We start from the raw sequence: 17924 nt of genomic DNA, 5'->3' as shown, positions 1-17924 counted from the left end.
GCGAAGAAAGGTTTGACAGCATGACGGATCAGCAGACACGCGACCCTCGCCAGACGGTGGAAGTGCTTTCCGAAGCTCTTCCCTATATCCAGCGCTTCTCCGGCACGACAGTCGTCGTCAAGTATGGCGGCAATGCCATGACGGAAGACACGCTGATCGACTCCTTCGCCCGCGACATGGTGTTGCTCAAGGAAGTGGGGATCAACCCGGTCGTCATCCATGGCGGCGGCCCGCAAATCGGCGAGCTGCTGGAGAAACTCAATATCGAGTCCCGTTTCGTCAACGGGATGCGCGTCACCGATGCCGAAACCATGGATGTGGTGGAAATGGTGCTGGGCGGTTTGGTCAACAAGAGCATCGTCAACCTCATCAACCAGTCCGGCGGCAAGGCCATCGGCTTGACGGGCAAGGATGGTGGTCAAATCCGGGCGCGCCAACTGCGTGTCGAACACCAGACACCGGAAATGACGGCACCGGAAATTATCGACATTGGCCATGTCGGGGAAGTCGAATACATTGCCACCGACCTCATCGACATGCTTGCCAAGCGTGACTTCATTCCGGTCATCGCACCGATCGGCGTCGATGGCGAGGGGCGGAGCTACAACATCAATGCCGACCTCGTCGCAGGCAAGATTGCCGAAGCTCTGTCTGCTGAAAAGCTGATGCTATTGACCAATGTCGCGGGACTGATGAACGGAGAAGGCGAGGTGGTCACAGGGTTGACGACGGCTGATGTGGACACGCTGATTGCCGACGGCACCATTCATGGCGGCATGTTGCCAAAGATCCGCTGTGCACTCGATGCCGTCAAAGGTGGTGTCAGAAGTGCTCACATCATCGATGGGCGAGTACCTCATGCCACCTTACTGGAAATATTTACCAACGCGGGGGTCGGTACCCAAATCCTGAAATCCGAGTGAATCGACCCAGCTAAGGATGCTACGGATTTGCCCGAAACCGGTCGCCTCAGTAGGATGACCAGATCATCGCATCCATTAGAAGAAAACCATGACGCAGGAAACGTCCAAGTCCAATCGCCGCGAGCAGATCCTTCAGGCGCTGGCATTGATGCTTGAAGAAGACAGTGGCAAGCGTATCACCATCGCGTCGTTGGCGCGCCAGGTCGGCGTATCCGAAGCCGCCCTGTATCGTCACTTTCCCAGCAAGGCCCGCATGTTCGAAGGATTGATCGAGTTCATCGAAGAGACGCTGTTCGAGCGCATTCGACGGATACTCGACGATACACCAGAGGCGTTACCCCGCTGTCAGCAGATTCTGACGCTGTTACTGGGCTTCACCGAAAAGAACCCCGGTTTGTCCCGTTTATTGGGCGGTGATGCCTTGACGGGGGAAACCGCGCGCCTGCGGCAACGCATCAATCAGTTGTTCGAGCGCCTGGAAACGCAACTCAAGCAGATACTTCGGGAAGCGGAACTGCATGAAGGTCGGCGTCCCACCTTACCGGCTTCTTCGGCCGCCAACGTGCTGTTGGCACATGTCGAAGGCCGTATTACCCAATTCGTGCGAAGCGATTTCCGTCGGCGCCCTACCGAGCACTGGGAGGATCAGTGGCCACTGCTATCGTCCGGCTTGCTCAGAGACGTACCGCAGGCCGCCGCACGAGCATGACCCATCTGGCTGACAACGGGCCGTATAACAGAACGCCCCTGACCTGACGGCCAAGGGCGTGCCATGTCATGGGCTGGTGTCGACGCTCAGGCCGTCAGGGCATCGCCTATCTGCTGCTTGATCTTCTTCATGGCATTCTTCTCAAGCTGGCGAATACGTTCGGCAGATACGCCATAGACGTCAGCCAGATCATGCAGTGTCGCCTTCGGCTCGGCCAACCAACGACGCTGGAGAATGTCACGCGAGCGCTCATCCAACCCCTCCAGCGCCACTTGCAGCCGACGGGTCGAGTCCTCTTCCCAATCACTGTCTTCCAACTGAATGGCAGGATCGTAACGAGCGTCATCCAGAAAATGGACCGGGGCCTGGTACCCCTGCTCTTCCTCTTCGGAAGGCGACGCATCGAAACCGGCGTCATAGGAGGACAAGCGCCCTTCCATTTCACGCACCACCTCGGGCTTGACATCCAAGTCCTTGGCAATGGCATCGACCTCGTCGTTATTCAACCAGGCAAGCCGCTTCTTGGCGCTGCGAAGATTGAAGAACAGCTTGCGCTGCGCCTTGGTCGTGGCGACCTTGACGATACGCCAGTTGCGCAACACGAACTCGTGTATTTCCGCCTTGATCCAATGTACGGCGAACGACACGAGCCGCACCCCCTGATAAGGGTCGAAACGCTTGACTGCCTTCATCAAGCCGACGTTACCCTCTTGTATCAAGTCGGCCTGGGGAAGTCCATAACCTGAATAACTGCGCGCGATGTGGACCACGAAGCGCAAGTGAGACATGACGAGCCGACGAGCCGCCTCCAGATCATTGTCTTCATGCAGCCGGCAAGCCAGCTCGTGTTCTTCATCCGCCGACAACACCGCAATACCATTGACCGCCTGAATGTATCCATTCAGATCATGACCCGGCGATAATTGACCTACAGGCTGAAGACTGGTGCTCATATGCAAGATGTCTCCGGAAAAGCCCAAAAATGACCGTTAACGACTGACCTTGATAACGATGTCAAAGTTCCAGGTAATATCTACACTACGCAGGAACGTTTCAATCATGCTCAGTATTACAGCCGAAATCGCTTCGTTTGACTCGGACCGTATACGAAAGTTCCCTGAACTAAACGGTATCGTCGTATGACCGAATCTACCTGGGCCGAATGTCAGCAAGATGACGATTGACCGCCATCCAGGCACCCAACCAACTCAATAGTATACTAGATAATAACAGCACTGCCGAGCCTAACCAGTCAAGGGTCGGCATCCGGAAGTCAGCACCATAGCTCTCGGCCAACGCCGTGACGGGCGATGCCAGCCATTGCCCTCCGAGCGACAGTAGCCCCCAGGCCAACAATCCGCCTCCCAGGCCATACCAGGCACCACTATAAAGAAACGGACGGCGAACAAAGGCGTGAGTGGCTCCGATCAAGGTTACTACCTCAATCTCCTGACGGCGACTTTCCACAGCCAGACGTATGGTGTTTCCGACGATCAGCAGCACCCCCAAACCGAACAGTGCCCCCAGTGCCAATGCCAGCCTCTGTCCCAGTTCCGCCAGACGACGCAAGCGTTCCAGCCACGCCAGGTCCAATCGCATTTCGTCGACCCCTGGCACCTCTTCCAGCGTGTCCGCCAACTGGCGAACACGCTCCGGTGCCGTATCTTGAGGCGACAAGACGACACTGGCAGGTAACGGGTTGGTGTCCAAGCGCGCCAATGCATCCTCGAGCCCCAGCGACTGCTGGAATTCGTGCATGCCTTCATCGGCTGTGATCAGGCGAGCGTCGGCTACGCCTTCGTGAGCACGCAATGCTTCTGTTATGCGCCCGGCTTCGCCCTCACCGATATCCTTGCTCAAATACGCCGTCAGCGTCGCGCTCTGATCCAGTTCCGCATCCAGCAACCTTGCACTATCCAGGGTTAGCCAGAGACCGGCCGGTAGAATCAGAGCAATGGCGATGGCTAGCATCGTCAGGACACTGGACAGCGGATGACGTATCAGTCGCCTGGCACTATCCCGGCACATGGCCCGATGATGACGTCCCCAGGCACGCAATTGACTCGACCTGCCGGTACGCTGGGCGCGCGCTCCCCGCGACGGTGGCTGACGGGACTCCTCCTCGCTCACAGCGCCTCCTCATCAGCCACCAGCCGCCCTTCCCTCAAGCGCAGTATACGGTGACGCAGGCCGGTTATGAGAGCCAAGTCGTGACTGGCAACCATGACCGTCGTACCGATACGATTGAAATCCTCAAACAGCGACATGATATCGGCGGAAAGTTGTGGATCGAGGTTCCCTGTGGGTTCATCGGCCAGCAGTAGTGACGGCTTATTGACGACGGCACGTGCAATGCCCACGCGCTGCTGCTCCCCGCCGGATAGCTCCACTGGCAGGGCATTTTCCCGATGCAGCAAGCCTACCTTATCAAGCGCGGCCCGCACGCGCCGCGCCGCTTCACGCGGCTCCATCCCCTGAATATCCAGCGGCAACGCGACATTGTCATAGATCGAGCGATCGAACAATAACTGGTGGTCCTGGAACACGACACCGATCTGACGTCGATAGAATGGGATCTGACTGACATGCAGACGATCGATATCATGGCCGGCCACCAGAACACGCCCACGACTGGGGCGTTCAAGCCTCATGAGCAACCGCAATAGCGAACTCTTCCCGGCGCCGGAGTGGCCGGTCAAAAACACCATTTCTCCACGCCGAACCCGGAAATCGATGTTGGACAGTGCTTCGAAACGGCCGCCGTAGCGCTTACCGACATGTTCGAATGCAATCATGCGTCACCGACTCTGTACATCGGAATCGTCGCTGGAAAAAAGTGCATCGACGAAGTCCCGTGCCTCGAAGGGACGCAGGTCATCCAGCGATTCCCCGACACCGATGTAGCGAATCGGGGTCCCCAACTGCTTGGCGAGCGCAAAGATAATGCCGCCTTTGGCGGTTCCATCCAGTTTGGTCAGTGTCACACCGGATACCGGCACCGCCTCATTGAAGGTGCTGGCCTGGGAAAGCGCATTCTGGCCGGTGCCTGCATCCAGGACCAGCATCACTTCATGCGGAGCGCTTTCATCCAGTTTGGCCATCACCCGACGCACCTTCTTGAGCTCTTCCATCAGATGGCTCTTGTTGTGCAAGCGGCCTGCCGTATCAGCGATCAGGACATCAGTCTGCCGAGCCCTCGCTGCCGACAACGCATCGAAAATCACCGAGGCACTATCGGCACCGGTATGCTGGGCAATGACCGGTACGCTGTTGCGATCCCCCCAGACCTGGAGTTGCTCAACAGCCGCGGCTCGGAAGGTGTCGCCTGCCGCCAGCATTACGCTCCGGCCTTCCGCCTGGAAGTGCTTCGCCAGCTTGCCGATGGTCGTTGTCTTGCCAACGCCATTGACCCCGACCATCAGTATGACGAACGGTCCCTGTCCCCGCGGGGGCAAGGTCAAGGGAGTGGCCACGGTATCGAGCATCGCCGTCAACTCATCCTGCAACGCACGATACAGCGCTTGCGGGTCAGCGAGTTCTTTACGTGACACTCGTTCAGCCAGACGGTCCATGATCTCGGTCGTCGCCTCGATGCCGACATCCGCCATCAAGAGCTGGGTTTCGAGCTCCTCCATCAACTCATCGTCGATCTGTTTCTTACCCAGAAACAGATCGGCCAACCCCTCACTGAGTTGGGAGCGAGTCTTGCCCAAGCCCGCCTTGATACGTGAAAACCAGGTCTTTTTCGCTGACCGGGATGGCTCATCTTCCGGCGCAGAGGAGGAAACCTCCGGTTCGCCGGGGGTGTCTCCATCCCCGCTCTCGGGCGCCGATTCTTCAATGGGTTGCTCGACCGGCTCGGTCGAGTGTGACGTCGGTTGATCACCGTCTTGCTGCTTCTTGCGTTTGAATACACCGAACATGGTTGAAATCTGCACTGGGAATCGAAAGTAACCGCCTTATCCTACCACTGCGCTATGATAGGGGATAAGCGCCGGGTACAATTCCTTGCCATGTCACGTCGAAGATCGTCGTCCCGTCGGGGGCAGCCCCCTGCCAAACGCCCCAATCGCGTATCCCGGCATCCCGGGGGGGGGCGCCTGCGTATCATCGGAGGCATGTATCGCCGGCGCCAGTTACCCGTTCTTGACGCACCGGGGCTGCGACCGACACCGGACCGCGTGCGCGAGACGCTGTTCAACTGGCTGGCAACCACCATTCCTGGCGCATGCGTCCTCGATCTCTTTGCCGGAACTGGCGCGCTCGGCTTCGAAGCTCTATCGCGAGGCGCACGGCAAGCGACTTTCGTCGAACGGCATACGGCAGCCGCCAGGCAGATCGAGGCCAACCTGACCACTCTCGGCGCCCAGGGACATGTCGTAAACGCGGACGTGGAACGTTTCCTGTGCCATGAGGCATCGTCGCGTTTCGATCTGGTCCTGCTCGACCCTCCCTTTCGCCGGACCATGGCCGAGTACAGTTGTGCCCTGCTGGAAGCACAAGGCTGGCTGAATGCGTCTGCCTGGATCTATCTGGAAACCGAGCAGGAACTCTTGCCTGTTGTTCCATCGACATGGCGCCTTCACCGCGAGACACGTGCCGGTGACGGTATCGGCCGTCTCTTCCAGCGTCGGGCGTCGCTAACCAGCGACGCTTGCTGAGCTGCGCTACGCAGCGTACGCTGCGCCCTGACGCGCCTCAATCAGGCATGATTGCCGTAGCCGCCAGTTATTCAGGAGAAGCAGGATGAGCAGTGAACTCTTCAATCAGCTCGAGCAAAAAGTCACCCATGCCGTCGAGGCCATCGAGATGCTGAAGATGGAAGCCGAGGAACTACGTGAAGAGAATGCCCGGCTCAAGCAGCAACATGAAGAGTGGGAGCGCCGTCTCAGTAGCCTCCTAGGCAAGTTTCAGGAACTGGAAGGTAACGACAAGTCCAACACCTGAATCAGCATGACCACTGCGCTACGGATGCCGTGACATCAACACGGCATCTTCACGTTCGCGTATACCGTCAGTGGCGTTCCGAGCTGGCGGATAGTAATGGCGACGACGGCCATCCTCGACGAATCCCATCTGCCGGTACAGCGCCAACGCCGCTTCATTGCCGGCACGAACTTCCAGCAATAGTCGCTCACTGCCCCACTTGCTTGCTTCATGGCAAAGTTCGTTCAGCATGCGGCGGGCTATGCCCAGTCGTCGCCAATCGGGACGTACTTCCAAACGCTGCAATTCGGCATCAAAGGGTAACCGAGCCAGCACGGCAAGCGACACGAGCGTCGCGTCGCGGCTATCGATCCCGCCCCATACCCATACTCGTTGATCGGCCAGGGCCTGGCTCCACTGTTCCGCCGACCAAGGAGTATCGCTAGCATGATCCAGACCGATGAGGCTGAACCGCCAGTCATCATCCAGATGACGAAAATCCATCTCGGTTGACCACGTTACCCCATCACCCATCAGCGGCTCGAAACCATTGCTCCCGCCATCGCGATAACATCGGTACCAGCGAACGCTTGCCAGCAGGATCGTACGCTAACGTCTCCAGCGACGGCCCTTGCCAGGCGGGGATATCCAGCAAGGTACAGTGTCCATCAGCCAGCGAAAGCACTTGATCGAGCACCGGCTCCCCCCCGAATAGCAACAAGCGTTCCAGACGCCAGCCGCTGCGTCGCCGACCATCGATAAACGCTCGCACACCGTCCTGTGCTTCTTCCAGGGGAGCATGAACCGGCAATTCATCGATCATCGGCCAATGAAACGATTGAAAAGCCAGCGACCCACCCTGTTCGATACCTGCCGCGCGCAACACATTGCTGAGCAAGCGTTGCATCAGCGGAGAAGGCGACTCTCCGCCGGGCATGACCACCAGCCAGCGCCCTTCAAGAGCGGCCACATGCAGTGAAAAGCGCAGTGCTTGTGGGACACCGTATGCAGAGTCCGTCTGGAGCGGCACCCGGCCATCGTTCTCGACGGTATCCTCAGCGAGCGAGGCTCGATCGCTCGCAGACGATTCATTCAGGGCGACGGGCGAGCCCGATGCCTCACTATCCTCAGTGCCGAGCAGCGCCCGAGCCCGTCCGGATCGACGCGCCGGGGGGTCACTGACGGTGGACGACGCAACAGGATGAGAGGTGGTTGCCAATGCCTCCTGCAGCCGGGACGAGGGAGCCTGTGTCTCCGACTCCTCTTCAGGCCACGCGCAGACGTCGGTCTCGGCCGCATTAGGGAGACGATAACGTCCGACCCAGGCCGTCAAACCCATCGCCTGCAGATATTGCAGACGTTGAGGTTCCTGCATCACGACGGCACACCACCACCACGGCAATGGGGCGAGTCGGGGCGGTTACCGGCTCGCGCCTGCCATTCTTCCGGGGTATACAAGTGCAGCGCCAGCGCATGCACAGGGCCCGCCAGTTCATCGGCCAAGGCTGCATAGATCTGCTGATGACGCTTTACCGGCATCAGGCCGGTAAAGCGCTCCGAGACCAGCGTCACCTTGAAGTGGGTTTCAGAATCGGCCGGCACGTTATGCATGTGGCTTTCATTCTCGACCGCCAGATAGTCGGGGCCGAGTGACTGAAGTTTATCTTCGATACGCGCCTGAATGCTCATGATTTAGTGCCTCGTGACGAATCAGCGAACAGCGCCCTGCTGTCGCGGACTTCCATTATACGCGTTCAATCGGATGCCGACGACGGGGGGATAACAGTCGGCGACAGGGAAAACGTCATACGGCACAGGCTAGCCACGATGGCAAGGCCACAAGCAACACAGGCCACCCATATCGACCACTGCACCGACCCCAATCCGGCTGCCAGCCAGACACCCATTGACGCCACGCCCAATGATTGGCCAACGGTGCGAACCGTACTCATCACCCCCGATGCATTGGCACTACGAGCCTTGGATACACGGCTCATCATTTCGCGGTTGTTGGGGGCCTGGAACAGGCCGAACCCCAAGCCGCACAAGGCCGTTCGCCACAAGCTATCAACGATACCGGAATCACTTGCCAATAGTGACAACGACATCAATCCGCACAGCAACACCACCAGACCCAGCGTCGATAGAAGTGTCGGATTGACCCGGTCCGCCAGCCGGCCGGCCAATGGCCCAGCCAGCATGATCGTCAATGGCCAGGGCGTGAATAGCCAAGCCGTCATCAATGGCGAATACCCCCTTTCCTGCTGATAGAGGAACGATAGAGCGACGAATGTCAGCCCTTGTCCAACGAAGGCCAATCCCGACACAAGGACGGCCAGTGAGAAACGTCGTTCATGAAACAGCGACAACGGAAGCAAAGGATGGCTGGCGCGGCGTTGGCGACGCAAAAACAGCCAAGCACTACCCACGCTGCCGATCACCAGCACCATGACATGCCAGCCGGCGGCACCATGCCCCAGCGAGTCCATGGCGAGGAAAAAGCATGCCAGCATGCTGGCTGACCATAGTGCCCCCGAGATATCGAACCCTCCCCGACGACGCGGCTCTGCCGGCAGTGCCCTCAGAGCCACCCCGAGTGCGACGAGCCCCAGCGGGACGTTCAAGGCGAAGAGCCAGGGCCAGTCGGCCATGGCAAGGACGGCGCCTCCCAGCGTCGGCCCCGATGCATAGCCGCCTGCCACGACCAGGGCACTCAGCCCCATGGCCGCCCCGAGAAGTCGCGATGGAAAAATTCGCCGGTACAGTGACGGGCCGATGGAAAGCGTCGCTGCCGCCCCCATTCCCTGTAATGCACGAAATATCAACAGCATTTCCAGGCTCGTCGACAATGCACTCCCCAGCGCCGCCAACGTAAATACAGCTAGCCCGGCAATGTACAGCCACCGCCGACTGACCAGTTCGCTCAATGACGCGCAAAGCAGCAACATCGCGGCACATACCACCTGAAACAGGCTGACGACCCATACAGCTCGGGATGCCGACACGCCCAGGTCCTTGGCAATGGTAGGCAGGGCAATATTGATCATGGTGGTATCGATGACAGCCATCAGTGTACCGAGTACCAGCACGAGTACGGCGAGGCGACGTTCAGGCCCTGGTAACCCATCATCACCGGGATGGGTCTCGAACAATTTGCTCATTCACACCTTTCATTCATGACAAAAAAACCGGCCATAGCCGGTTCACGAACACTGCTTTGCCAGTCCCGAGTCATCGCGTCATACCGACAGCTCCTCAATCCAGGTCGGTTTCCAGCAGCAACGAATCGTCGACTTCAGCGATTTCCAGGGGAGTCTCATCATCCAGGTCGACGGCCAGATAACTGTGCTCGATACGGAGAAAGCGCTGGAATAGCGCCCAGTCCAGCGTTTCCGGCCACTGACGTTCATCCTCTTCCCAGGCTCGAAGCTCGCATTCGAGAATTTCCATATAACGCTCGCGTACGAAGGCTTCCAGAGCCTCGGGTGTGTCCATTTCGGGGATCAGATATACCGTACTTTCCCGATCGACATCATCAAGCGTGAGGTCCTCGTCGCCAACAGTAGGCTCCAGCGAATTCACCCAGTCAAGAAATGCCTGGGTCGGCTTGACGCTCAGTGCGGAGCGGTTAAGCAGCTTCATGGGACTCTCCTCGACATCGAAACGCTGATTATTATGGGCGCTCGGAGGCGCCCTGACCAACACTTCTCGACATTTCGGCTCCGACAGTCGACTGACACCACAAGCAACCCGGACATCCGCGCGACATCGACTGGCGGAAAGTCAGTCCCTCAGTCGTCGCCTTCGGGCCGCATCGCCGGGAACAACAGCACATCACGAATCGATGCACTGTCGGTCAGCAGCATGACCAGGCGATCGATACCGATCCCTTCACCGGCAGTGGGCGGCAAGCCATACTCCAGAGCACGCACATAGTCCGCGTCATAGTACATCGCTTCCAGGTCCCCCGCGTCCTTTTCCGCGGCCTGTTCTCGGAACCGTTCGGCCTGATCCTCAGCATCGTTGAGCTCGGAGAACCCATTGGCGATTTCGCGCCCGTTGATGAAAAACTCGAAACGATCGGTCACGAAGGGATTATCATCATTACGGCGTGCCAGCGGACTCACCTCGGCGGGGTATTCGATGATGAAGGTCGGTTGATCGAGCTTGGGCTCTGCCACCGCCTCGAAGATCTCAGTCTGCAGTTTGCCCAGCCCCCAGCTCGCCTTGGGCTCGATACCCAGTCGCTCGCACAGTCTTGATGCGCCATCCAGGGTATCGATGTCCGACTCACCGATCCCCTCACCGTGCTGGAGTATGGCTTGACGCAACGTCAAACGCTGAAATGAAGATTCCAGATCATAGCGGGTGCCCTGATACTCCAGCGTTGCCTGCCCCAGTACGTCGCGAGTGACCTGGCGAATCATCGCTTCCGTCAGCTCCAGCAAGTCCCGGTAATCGGCATATGCCCAATAGAACTCGAGCATCGTGAACTCGGGGTTGTGACGAGTCGACAATCCTTCATTACGAAAATTGCGGTTGATCTCGAAGACTTTTTCGAACCCGCCCACGACCAGACGCTTAAGATACAGTTCCGGAGCAATGCGCAGGTACATGTCCATGTCCAGCGCATTATGATGGGTAACGAACGGTCGTGCTGCCGCCCCGCCGGGGATCGGCTGCAACATCGGCGTTTCGACTTCCATGAACCCCCGCGCCTCGAAAAAGCGGCGAATCGCCGATACCACCCCCGCGCGTATCTCGAAGGCACGACGGGACTCGGGATTCATGATCAGGTCGACATAGCGCTGGCGGTAACGCGACTCCATGTCGGTCAAGCCGTGAAACTTGTCCGGCAACGGCCGCAAGCTCTTGGTCAGTAACACGGCCTCGTTCATCAGGACATACAAATCCCCCTTGCCGGACTTGTGCACGGGACCCTGTCCTGCAACGATATCGCCGATATCCCAACTCTTGATGTCATTGAGCAGCTCTGCGGGTAGCCCCTTCTTGTCGACATACAGCTGTATTTGCCCGGAGACATCCTGAATGACGATAAAGGGGCCGCGCTTGCGCATGATGCGTCCGGCGACGCCTGCTTGCCGATCCAGTGCCTCCAACGCCTCCTTGTCCTTATCCCCCAACTCCGACTGCAAGTCGGCAGCCAGACTGTCGCGACGGAAGTCATTGGGGAAGGCACTCCCCCCTGTCTCTGCCGCCTTCTCACGCCGCGCCGCCAACTTGGCGCGGCGTTCGGCGATCAGATGGTTGTCGTCATGCTGGGAGCTATCCTGGGAAGAGCTCTGGTTCGCCATGTCATTACCTATCAAGAAGTTGGGCTTCGGGCTTCGTCAGAAAGAAGACCCCACACTGCCAATTCGCCGCTACCTGCTTGCAGCTCGTCGTTCGCCGGCTCTGCTATAGCCCTTGCTTTAAGCTGGCCTCGATGAACTGGTCCAGATCACCGTCCAGCACCTTTTCACAGTTACTGGACTGAACACTGGTTCTGAGGTCCTTGATGCGCTGGTCGTCGAGCACATAGGAACGGATCTGGCTGCCCCAGCCAATATCGGCCTTGGCATCCTCGGCCTGCTGCTTGGCCGCATTACGCTCCTGCATTTCGCGTTCATAGAGCTTGGCGCGAAGCATCTGCATAGCACGGTCGCGGTTGGCGTGCTGACTGCGCTGATTCTGGCACGAGACGACGATCCCCGTCGGTTCGTGCGTAATCCGGACCGCCGAATCCGTCGTATTGACATGCTGTCCACCCGCACCGCTGGCACGATATGTATCGGTACGCAGGTCCGAGGGGTTGATTTCCACCTCGAAACTATCGTCGATTTCCGGGGACAGAAAGACCGAGGCAAAGGAGGTGTGGCGTCGCCCTCCGGAATCAAAGGGACTTTTACGTACCAGACGATGCACGCCGGTCTCCGTACGCAACCACCCGAAGGCGTAATCGCCCTCGACATGGATCGTCGCCGACTTGATGCCCGCCACATCCCCTGCAGACAGCTCGATGATCTCGACCTTGAAGCCATGCTGCTCACACCAGCGCAGATACATCCGCAACAACATGTTGGCCCAATCCTGCGCCTCTGTGCCACCGGAGCCGGCCTGAATATCCAGATAAGCGTTGTTCTCATCCATCTCGCCGGAAAACATGCGCCGGAACTCGAGCTTTTCGAGGCTGCGCTGCAACGCATCCAGCTCTTGCTCGACCTCTGCCACGGTTTCCTCATCATCTTCCATGGCTGCCAGCTCGAGAAGGTCTGCGTTATCGGACACCCCCTGCGTCAGCCGGTCGAGTGTGTCCACCACACTGACGAGGCTGGCCCGCTCCTTGCCGAGTTTCTGGGCATGTTCTGGATCACTCCAGACATCGGGGTTCTCAAGTTCGCGAGTGACTTCCTCTAGCCGTTCCTGCTTCTCGGCATAGTCAAAGATACCCCCTCAGGACATCTGTCCGATCCGACAGGTCCTTGAGGCGTTGATTGATCGGATTGATCTCTTGCATGAGTGTCTCGCCAAAGCATTCGTAGGAATGAAACCGTCATCGTCGACAGTCGGGAAAAGCACTCCATTGTAGCGAAAGGCAGGTGCAGCGACCATCCCACCAGCGGGACTCACGAGCGAAAACACCCGGCGGCAACCGGGTGTTTTCATGCAAGGATCGTGGCGATTCAGAAACGGTAGTCCACTGACAGGGCAAACACATCTGCATCGACTTCATAGCTCCCGGACAGATTGCCCCGTGATGCATTCTCATTGGTCGGGGTGGCGTCTTGATCGATATCGCCATCATCGGCAAAGACACGCATGTAGCCGGCGGAAATCCCCAGGTTGTCATTCGGCATCCAGGTCGCGCCCAGGGAAGCCCAGCGACGGTCGGCATCCGGTACCCGCGGGGTACGATACTCGGCACTCGGTACGGGGCTCTCGTCGATGCCCAACCCGGCACGCAAGATCCACTGGGGGTTCAACGTATAGTTCGCACCGACGGAGAAGGCCCAGGTGTCGTCCCAGTTTTCCTCAGTACGACTGTCTGGTGTGTTGTCATCAAACTGGACCACCAATTCATCGAAACTGCTCCATTCGGTCCATTCGGCATTGGCCATCAAGGCGAGTCGATCGGTCAACTGATGATAGACCCCCAGATTGAGATTGGCCGGCGTGGTGATATCCGCCTTGCCGCCCCCATCCTGCAACTGGCCAGTGGCCTGCGCCCCCGCCAGCACCTGCTGGCCGACAGCATTGTCGGCGCTGTAATCGACGTCACCATCCAGTGTCAGGTCGACCTCCGAACGATAGCTGACCCCCAGGCGGGTTTGTTCGGTGGCCTGAAACAATGCGCCCAACGTATAACCGTATCCCCAGTCGTCGCCGGTCACCTCAGCCATGCCATCAGCGTTGCCCACCAATGCCGGGTCGCCGGAACGTCCCCCCAGATCGATGGCATTGGATAGCGTGGCATCGGCATACTGAGCACGTAACCCCACAGCGAGATTGAGGCGGTCGGTGGCACGATAGTTCAAGGTCGGCTGAATATCGATCGTCTCGAGTTCCGTTTCGATGGCGTGATAACGCCCGATCCAGTTCTGGTCATACTTCGTCGATAGCCCATAGGGGGCGTAAATCGCCAGCCCCAGATCCCATTCGTCGTCGAGCCGTGTCTTGGCGGCAAAGCTAGGAACCCAAGCAGTCTCACCGCCTTCCCCTGAGGCTCTGGATGTATAAGGCATCCCGACAACATTGGAAGCCTGGGCGTCTGTCAGTTCGAAACTGGCATCGATGTACGACAGCCCGCCAGCGATCTGGGTGCCTTCGATGTTGCCGATAGCGGCAGGATTGTAGGCCATGAAACTGACATCTTCGGCCCCTGCCGCCGCGTTGGAAAACGCGTTACCCAAGGCCTTGGCATTCTGTTCGCGTACCTGGAAGCCGGCGGCGAGAGCCGAGGTAGTGACCAGAGCGGACGCAGCAATCGCTACGCCAACTGACAGCTTGTTGAACTTGTTATGCATGTTATGACGTCCTTTTCCAGACAACGGCTGGAACCTGTGACTGGCATGCCCTGATCGGGCATCGGTTGACACTCCTGTTTTGGCTTAAATCACGACACCATTCAAGGCCAAACGTTCGTTTTAATCGAGTATTTGCTAATACTTTAGCATGATGTCTAGCTAACCCATTGAACTTACGGGAGATTGCACTCATCGCTTGACCTTTGTGTTACACAAAGGTTTTATACTCAAACGCATTGAACGATGGGAGACGAGATGAAAGTCAGCGATCTGGCCCGTGCCACCGGCGTGACTGCCGAGACAGTTCGCCATTACACGCGCGAGGGATTGTTGTCACCTCGCCGGGATCCGGGTAACGGCTACCAGCTATATGATCAGGATGATCTGCAACGCTTGCGTTTCATCCAACGCGCGCGAACACTCGGTTTCAGTGTGAAAGAAGTCGCCGATATCCTGGCGCATGCCGATCACGGCGACTCTCCCTGCCCAATGGTTCGCGATCTGCTCGCCAGTCGGTTGCCTCAGATCCGTGCCCAAATTGCCGAACTCCAGGCACTGGCGGCACGCATGGAACAGGCATTGGCCAGTTGGTCCGACATGCCCGATGGCATACCCGATGGCCACAGCTTGTGCCGCTTGATCGAAAGTTTCCCCGAACCCATGGAGACTCGCCAGGACGGCAAGGAGGTCGGTTGATGCGTCAGCCCAGTCAGCAACACCGCTATGTACCGGGCATCAGTTGCCAAGGGTGCATCGGCAAGATACGCAGAACGATTCAGCAACACGATGACGAGGCCGAAGTCTCCGGCTTGCCCGCAAGCAAGCAGCTGTCGGTGAAGACACAATTGGATGCCACCACGCTGGACGGTTTGCTAGCAGAGGCAGGCTATCCGCCGACGGCCAGGGACAGCGCCCCCGATCATGAGGCTACCTCGACAGAGGTCGGAGCCACATTGCCAAGTTCCCGTCGCCCTGACGACAGTGGACAGGATAGCAGCGGCACGACCGCCCTCCGGAGATTGTCATTATCCGGCATGACGTGCGCCAGTTGCGTGCGTACCATTCAGAACGCGCTCGCCACGACGCCAGGTGTCGACAGCGCCGACGTCAACTTCGGCACTCATACGGCGCATGTTCAGGGCAGTGCCACAACCGAGCAGCTAGTCGCCTCGGTAGAAGCCGTCGGCTATGGTGCCGAGCCCATCGCCGACCTGTCCCAAGCGGAATCGACCCGCGAGGACAATCAGGCGCGCGATTACCGCCGTCACCTTCGCAACAGTGCTCTGTCGCTGGGTCTCGGTATCCCGCTAATGGTCGGCATGTTCTTTTTTCATCCCGAGCCCGATGGCATCGGACGGCTTTTCTGGCTGGTCGTGAGTGCATTGGCTCTAGGTATCCTCGCTGGCCCCGGTCGTCATTTCTTCACCAGCGCCTGGAAAGCGTTCATCCACCACCAAGCCAACATGGATACACTCGTCGCTCTGGGTACCGGTACGGCCTGGTTATATTCCATGGCCGTGGTCTTGTTAGCCGACTATCTACCAGCAGCCGCGCAAGGCATCTACTTCGAAGCATCCGCCATGATCATCGGCCTGATCCTGCTGGGCCAGGCCATGGAGCTCAAGGCACGGGGCCGGACCAGCGATGCCCTGAAGCGCCTACTCGACCTTCAGAGCAAGACGGCGCGCGTGATACGTCAAGGGGAAGAATACGATATCGCCATCGATGACGTGCAAGCGGGAGACCATATCCGTGTCAGGCCCGGTGAGCGGCTGCCAGTGGATGGTGACGTCCTCGAAGGACAGAGCCATGTCGATGAATCCATGCTGACCGGCGAGCCGGTTGCCGTCGCCAAGCAGCCACATGATGAGGTCAGTGCAGGCACGGTCAACGGCAAAGGCAGCTTGGTCTACGCAGCCACGCGGGTCGGTACCGATACTCGCCTGGGCCAGATCACAGAACAGGTTGCTCATGCACAGAATTCGCGCCCACCAATCGGCGAACTGGCCGACAAGGTATCGAGCTTCTTCGTACCGGCGGTCATGATCATCGCTGTGTTGACCGCCCTGATCTGGTTCAACGTGGGTACAGAGCCTCAGGTGATACACATGCTGGTCACCGCCACCACAGTACTGATTATCGCCTGTCCTTGCGCGCTCGGCCTGGCCACACCGATTTCGACCATGATCGGCGTTGGCAAGGCAGCCGAACACGGGGTTCTGATACGTAGCGGGGAGGCGCTGCAAACTGCCAGTCGGCTGACCACATTGATCGTCGACAAGACCGGCACGCTGACCGAAGGGAAGCCGCGCGTCACCGATGCGCATTATAGCAGTAGCGACGAGCGCGGGACGCTCGCCGATGTCGCCGCCCTGGAACGCGGTTCTGAACATCCTCTGGCCAACGCCCTACTGGAGTACGCGCAAGTTCAGGGGGTGGCCCCTACCGTTGTCCATGACTTCAATAGCCTGACTGGACGTGGCGTCATGGCGACGAGTGCAAAGGGCGATACACTGCGGCTAGGCAACGCCGCGCTGCTGGACGAAGCTGGCGTGGAGCTGGGTGACAGCGTGGAGATCGCCCGAAGCCTCGAGCAGCAAGCGCGAACCGTGATCTACTTTGCGCGCAACGATCGTCTGGAAGCGGTATTCGGTATCAGCGACCCACTCCGCAGCGATACCAAGGCAGCCATCGAACGCTTGCGCCTCGATGGACTGCGCATCGTCATGCTCACAGGCGATAATCGTCATACTGCAGCGGCCATCGCAGCCAGTGTGGGGGTCGACGACTTCCGTGCCGGGCTCCTGCCTGAGGACAAGCACGCCGAGATCGAGCGCCTGCAACGGGAGGGCGAGATCGTGGGCATGGTGGGTGATGGCATCAACGATGCCCCGGCCTTGGCGCAAGCCAATGTCGGCTTTGCGATCGGCCAGGGGACCGATGTGGCGATCGAAAGTGCCGGCATCACACTCATGCGCAACTCATTGCACGGTATCGCCGACGCCATAGAAATCAGCCAGGCAACGCTGACCAACATCAAGCAGAACCTATGGGGGGCTTTCGGTTACAACAGCCTTTGCATTCCCATTGCGGCGGGTGCGCTCTATCCGCTTACCGGAACGCTGCTGTCTCCCATGATTGCGGGTGCAGCCATGTCACTCTCCTCGGTCACCGTGGTCACCAATGCCAGCCGCTTGCGATGGTTCCATTCATCGAGACAAGAGGGGGCATCTCAGACCACGCACCCCGAGACACAGGAGGCAGACGCATGAGTTGGCTGATCAATCTAGCCGGAATCGCGTTGATCATCGCCATCGCCTGGTGGTTCTGGTGGCCTAGACA

At 58.7% G+C, this 17924-nt stretch carries 18 protein-coding genes; 6 read left to right on the top strand and 12 right to left on the bottom strand.

Annotated elements, in window-relative coordinates; genetic code table 11:
* Positions 1-20 precede the first annotated feature (20 nt).
* A complete protein-coding gene (gene argB / locus FVV99_RS06470; RefSeq protein WP_148253250.1) occupies positions 21-923 on the top strand; it encodes an acetylglutamate kinase in 903 nt (300 codons plus the stop codon).
* Positions 924-1011: 88 nt separating this feature from the next.
* Positions 1012-1632: a nucleoid occlusion factor SlmA gene (gene slmA / locus FVV99_RS06465; RefSeq protein ID WP_148253249.1), complete on the top strand. Its 621-nt coding sequence runs from the start codon at positions 1012-1014 to the stop codon at positions 1630-1632.
* An 86-nt stretch (positions 1633-1718) separates the two neighbouring features.
* On the opposite strand, the gene rpoH is transcribed toward slmA, so the two are convergent.
* The 4 genes from rpoH to ftsY form a co-directional block, all read right to left on the bottom strand.
* A complete protein-coding gene (gene rpoH / locus FVV99_RS06460; protein WP_148253248.1) occupies positions 1719-2585 on the bottom strand; it encodes an RNA polymerase sigma factor RpoH in 867 nt (288 codons plus the stop codon).
* A 196-nt stretch (positions 2586-2781) separates the two neighbouring features.
* Positions 2782-3762 carry a permease-like cell division protein FtsX gene (gene ftsX, locus FVV99_RS06455; RefSeq protein WP_236645327.1) on the bottom strand — a complete coding sequence of 327 codons (981 nt, stop codon included), beginning with the start codon at positions 3760-3762 and terminating at the stop codon, positions 2782-2784.
* Positions 3759-4427 carry a cell division ATP-binding protein FtsE gene (ftsE, locus tag FVV99_RS06450; protein ID WP_148253247.1) on the bottom strand — a complete coding sequence of 223 codons (669 nt, stop codon included), beginning with the start codon at positions 4425-4427 and terminating at the stop codon, positions 3759-3761. The genes ftsX and ftsE overlap by 4 nt, the downstream gene beginning before the upstream one ends.
* A gap of 3 nt (positions 4428-4430) precedes the next feature.
* Positions 4431-5555 (bottom strand): signal recognition particle-docking protein FtsY, encoded by a 1125-nt coding sequence (gene ftsY / locus FVV99_RS06445; RefSeq protein WP_148253720.1) that lies wholly within the window; start codon positions 5553-5555, stop codon positions 4431-4433.
* Positions 5556-5645: 90 nt separating this feature from the next.
* Between ftsY and rsmD the strand changes: the two genes are divergently transcribed.
* Together rsmD and FVV99_RS06435 are read left to right on the top strand one after the other, a co-directional pair.
* Positions 5646-6293: a 16S rRNA (guanine(966)-N(2))-methyltransferase RsmD gene (rsmD, locus tag FVV99_RS06440; protein WP_148253246.1), complete on the top strand. Its 648-nt coding sequence runs from the start codon at positions 5646-5648 to the stop codon at positions 6291-6293.
* Between the two features lie 85 nt (positions 6294-6378).
* Positions 6379-6579 (top strand): cell division protein ZapB, encoded by a 201-nt coding sequence (locus tag FVV99_RS06435; protein WP_148253245.1) that lies wholly within the window; start codon positions 6379-6381, stop codon positions 6577-6579.
* An 18-nt stretch (positions 6580-6597) separates the two neighbouring features.
* On the opposite strand, the gene FVV99_RS06430 is transcribed toward FVV99_RS06435, so the two are convergent.
* The 8 genes from FVV99_RS06430 to FVV99_RS06395 form a co-directional block, all read right to left on the bottom strand.
* Complete coding sequence (locus FVV99_RS06430; protein WP_236645326.1) at positions 6598-7092, bottom strand: GNAT family N-acetyltransferase; 495 nt, start codon at positions 7090-7092, stop codon at positions 6598-6600.
* Positions 7085-7936, bottom strand: a complete 852-nt coding sequence (locus FVV99_RS06425) for a hypothetical protein (RefSeq protein WP_148253244.1) — start codon at positions 7934-7936, stop codon at positions 7085-7087. Before FVV99_RS06425 ends, FVV99_RS06430 begins: the two co-directional genes overlap by 8 nt.
* The gene (locus tag FVV99_RS06420) at positions 7933-8247 is read right to left on the bottom strand and encodes a BolA family protein (protein ID WP_148253243.1); all 315 of its coding nucleotides are present in this window, start codon (positions 8245-8247) and stop codon (positions 7933-7935) included. Before FVV99_RS06420 ends, FVV99_RS06425 begins: the two co-directional genes overlap by 4 nt.
* 65 nt (positions 8248-8312) lie before the next feature.
* The gene (locus FVV99_RS06415; protein WP_148253242.1) at positions 8313-9719 is read right to left on the bottom strand and encodes an MFS transporter; all 1407 of its coding nucleotides are present in this window, start codon (positions 9717-9719) and stop codon (positions 8313-8315) included.
* A 94-nt stretch (positions 9720-9813) separates the two neighbouring features.
* The gene (locus FVV99_RS06410; protein ID WP_148253241.1) at positions 9814-10200 is read right to left on the bottom strand and encodes a hypothetical protein; all 387 of its coding nucleotides are present in this window, start codon (positions 10198-10200) and stop codon (positions 9814-9816) included.
* A gap of 149 nt (positions 10201-10349) precedes the next feature.
* On the bottom strand, positions 10350-11873 hold the full coding sequence (lysS, locus tag FVV99_RS06405; RefSeq protein ID WP_148253240.1) for a lysine--tRNA ligase: 1524 nt from the start codon (positions 11871-11873) through the stop codon (positions 10350-10352).
* A 103-nt stretch (positions 11874-11976) separates the two neighbouring features.
* A protein-coding gene (gene prfB, locus FVV99_RS06400) for a peptide chain release factor 2 (protein ID WP_148253239.1) occupies positions 11977-13075 on the bottom strand; the annotation gives its coding sequence in 2 pieces (ribosomal slippage) (positions 11977-12999 and positions 13001-13075; 1098 coding nt in all).
* Positions 13076-13241: 166 nt separating this feature from the next.
* The gene (locus FVV99_RS06395; protein WP_148253238.1) at positions 13242-14582 is read right to left on the bottom strand and encodes an OmpP1/FadL family transporter; all 1341 of its coding nucleotides are present in this window, start codon (positions 14580-14582) and stop codon (positions 13242-13244) included.
* Positions 14583-14837: 255 nt separating this feature from the next.
* Between FVV99_RS06395 and FVV99_RS06390 the strand changes: the two genes are divergently transcribed.
* The gene (locus FVV99_RS06390) at positions 14838-15278 is read left to right on the top strand and encodes a MerR family transcriptional regulator (RefSeq protein WP_148253237.1); all 441 of its coding nucleotides are present in this window, start codon (positions 14838-14840) and stop codon (positions 15276-15278) included.
* Positions 15278-17854, top strand: coding sequence for a heavy metal translocating P-type ATPase (locus FVV99_RS06385; protein ID WP_148253236.1), 2577 nt, complete (start codon positions 15278-15280; stop codon positions 17852-17854). Before FVV99_RS06390 ends, FVV99_RS06385 begins: the two co-directional genes overlap by 1 nt.
* The last annotated feature ends 70 nt before the right edge of the window (positions 17855-17924 follow it).

Origin of the sequence: Aidingimonas lacisalsi (assembly GCF_008079445.1) — a bacterium.
Taxonomy (GTDB): Bacteria; Pseudomonadota; Gammaproteobacteria; order Pseudomonadales; family Halomonadaceae; genus Aidingimonas; species Aidingimonas lacisalsi.
Note: the sequence above shows the minus strand (reverse complement) of the source record. Positions and strands in the feature narration are given on the sequence as shown.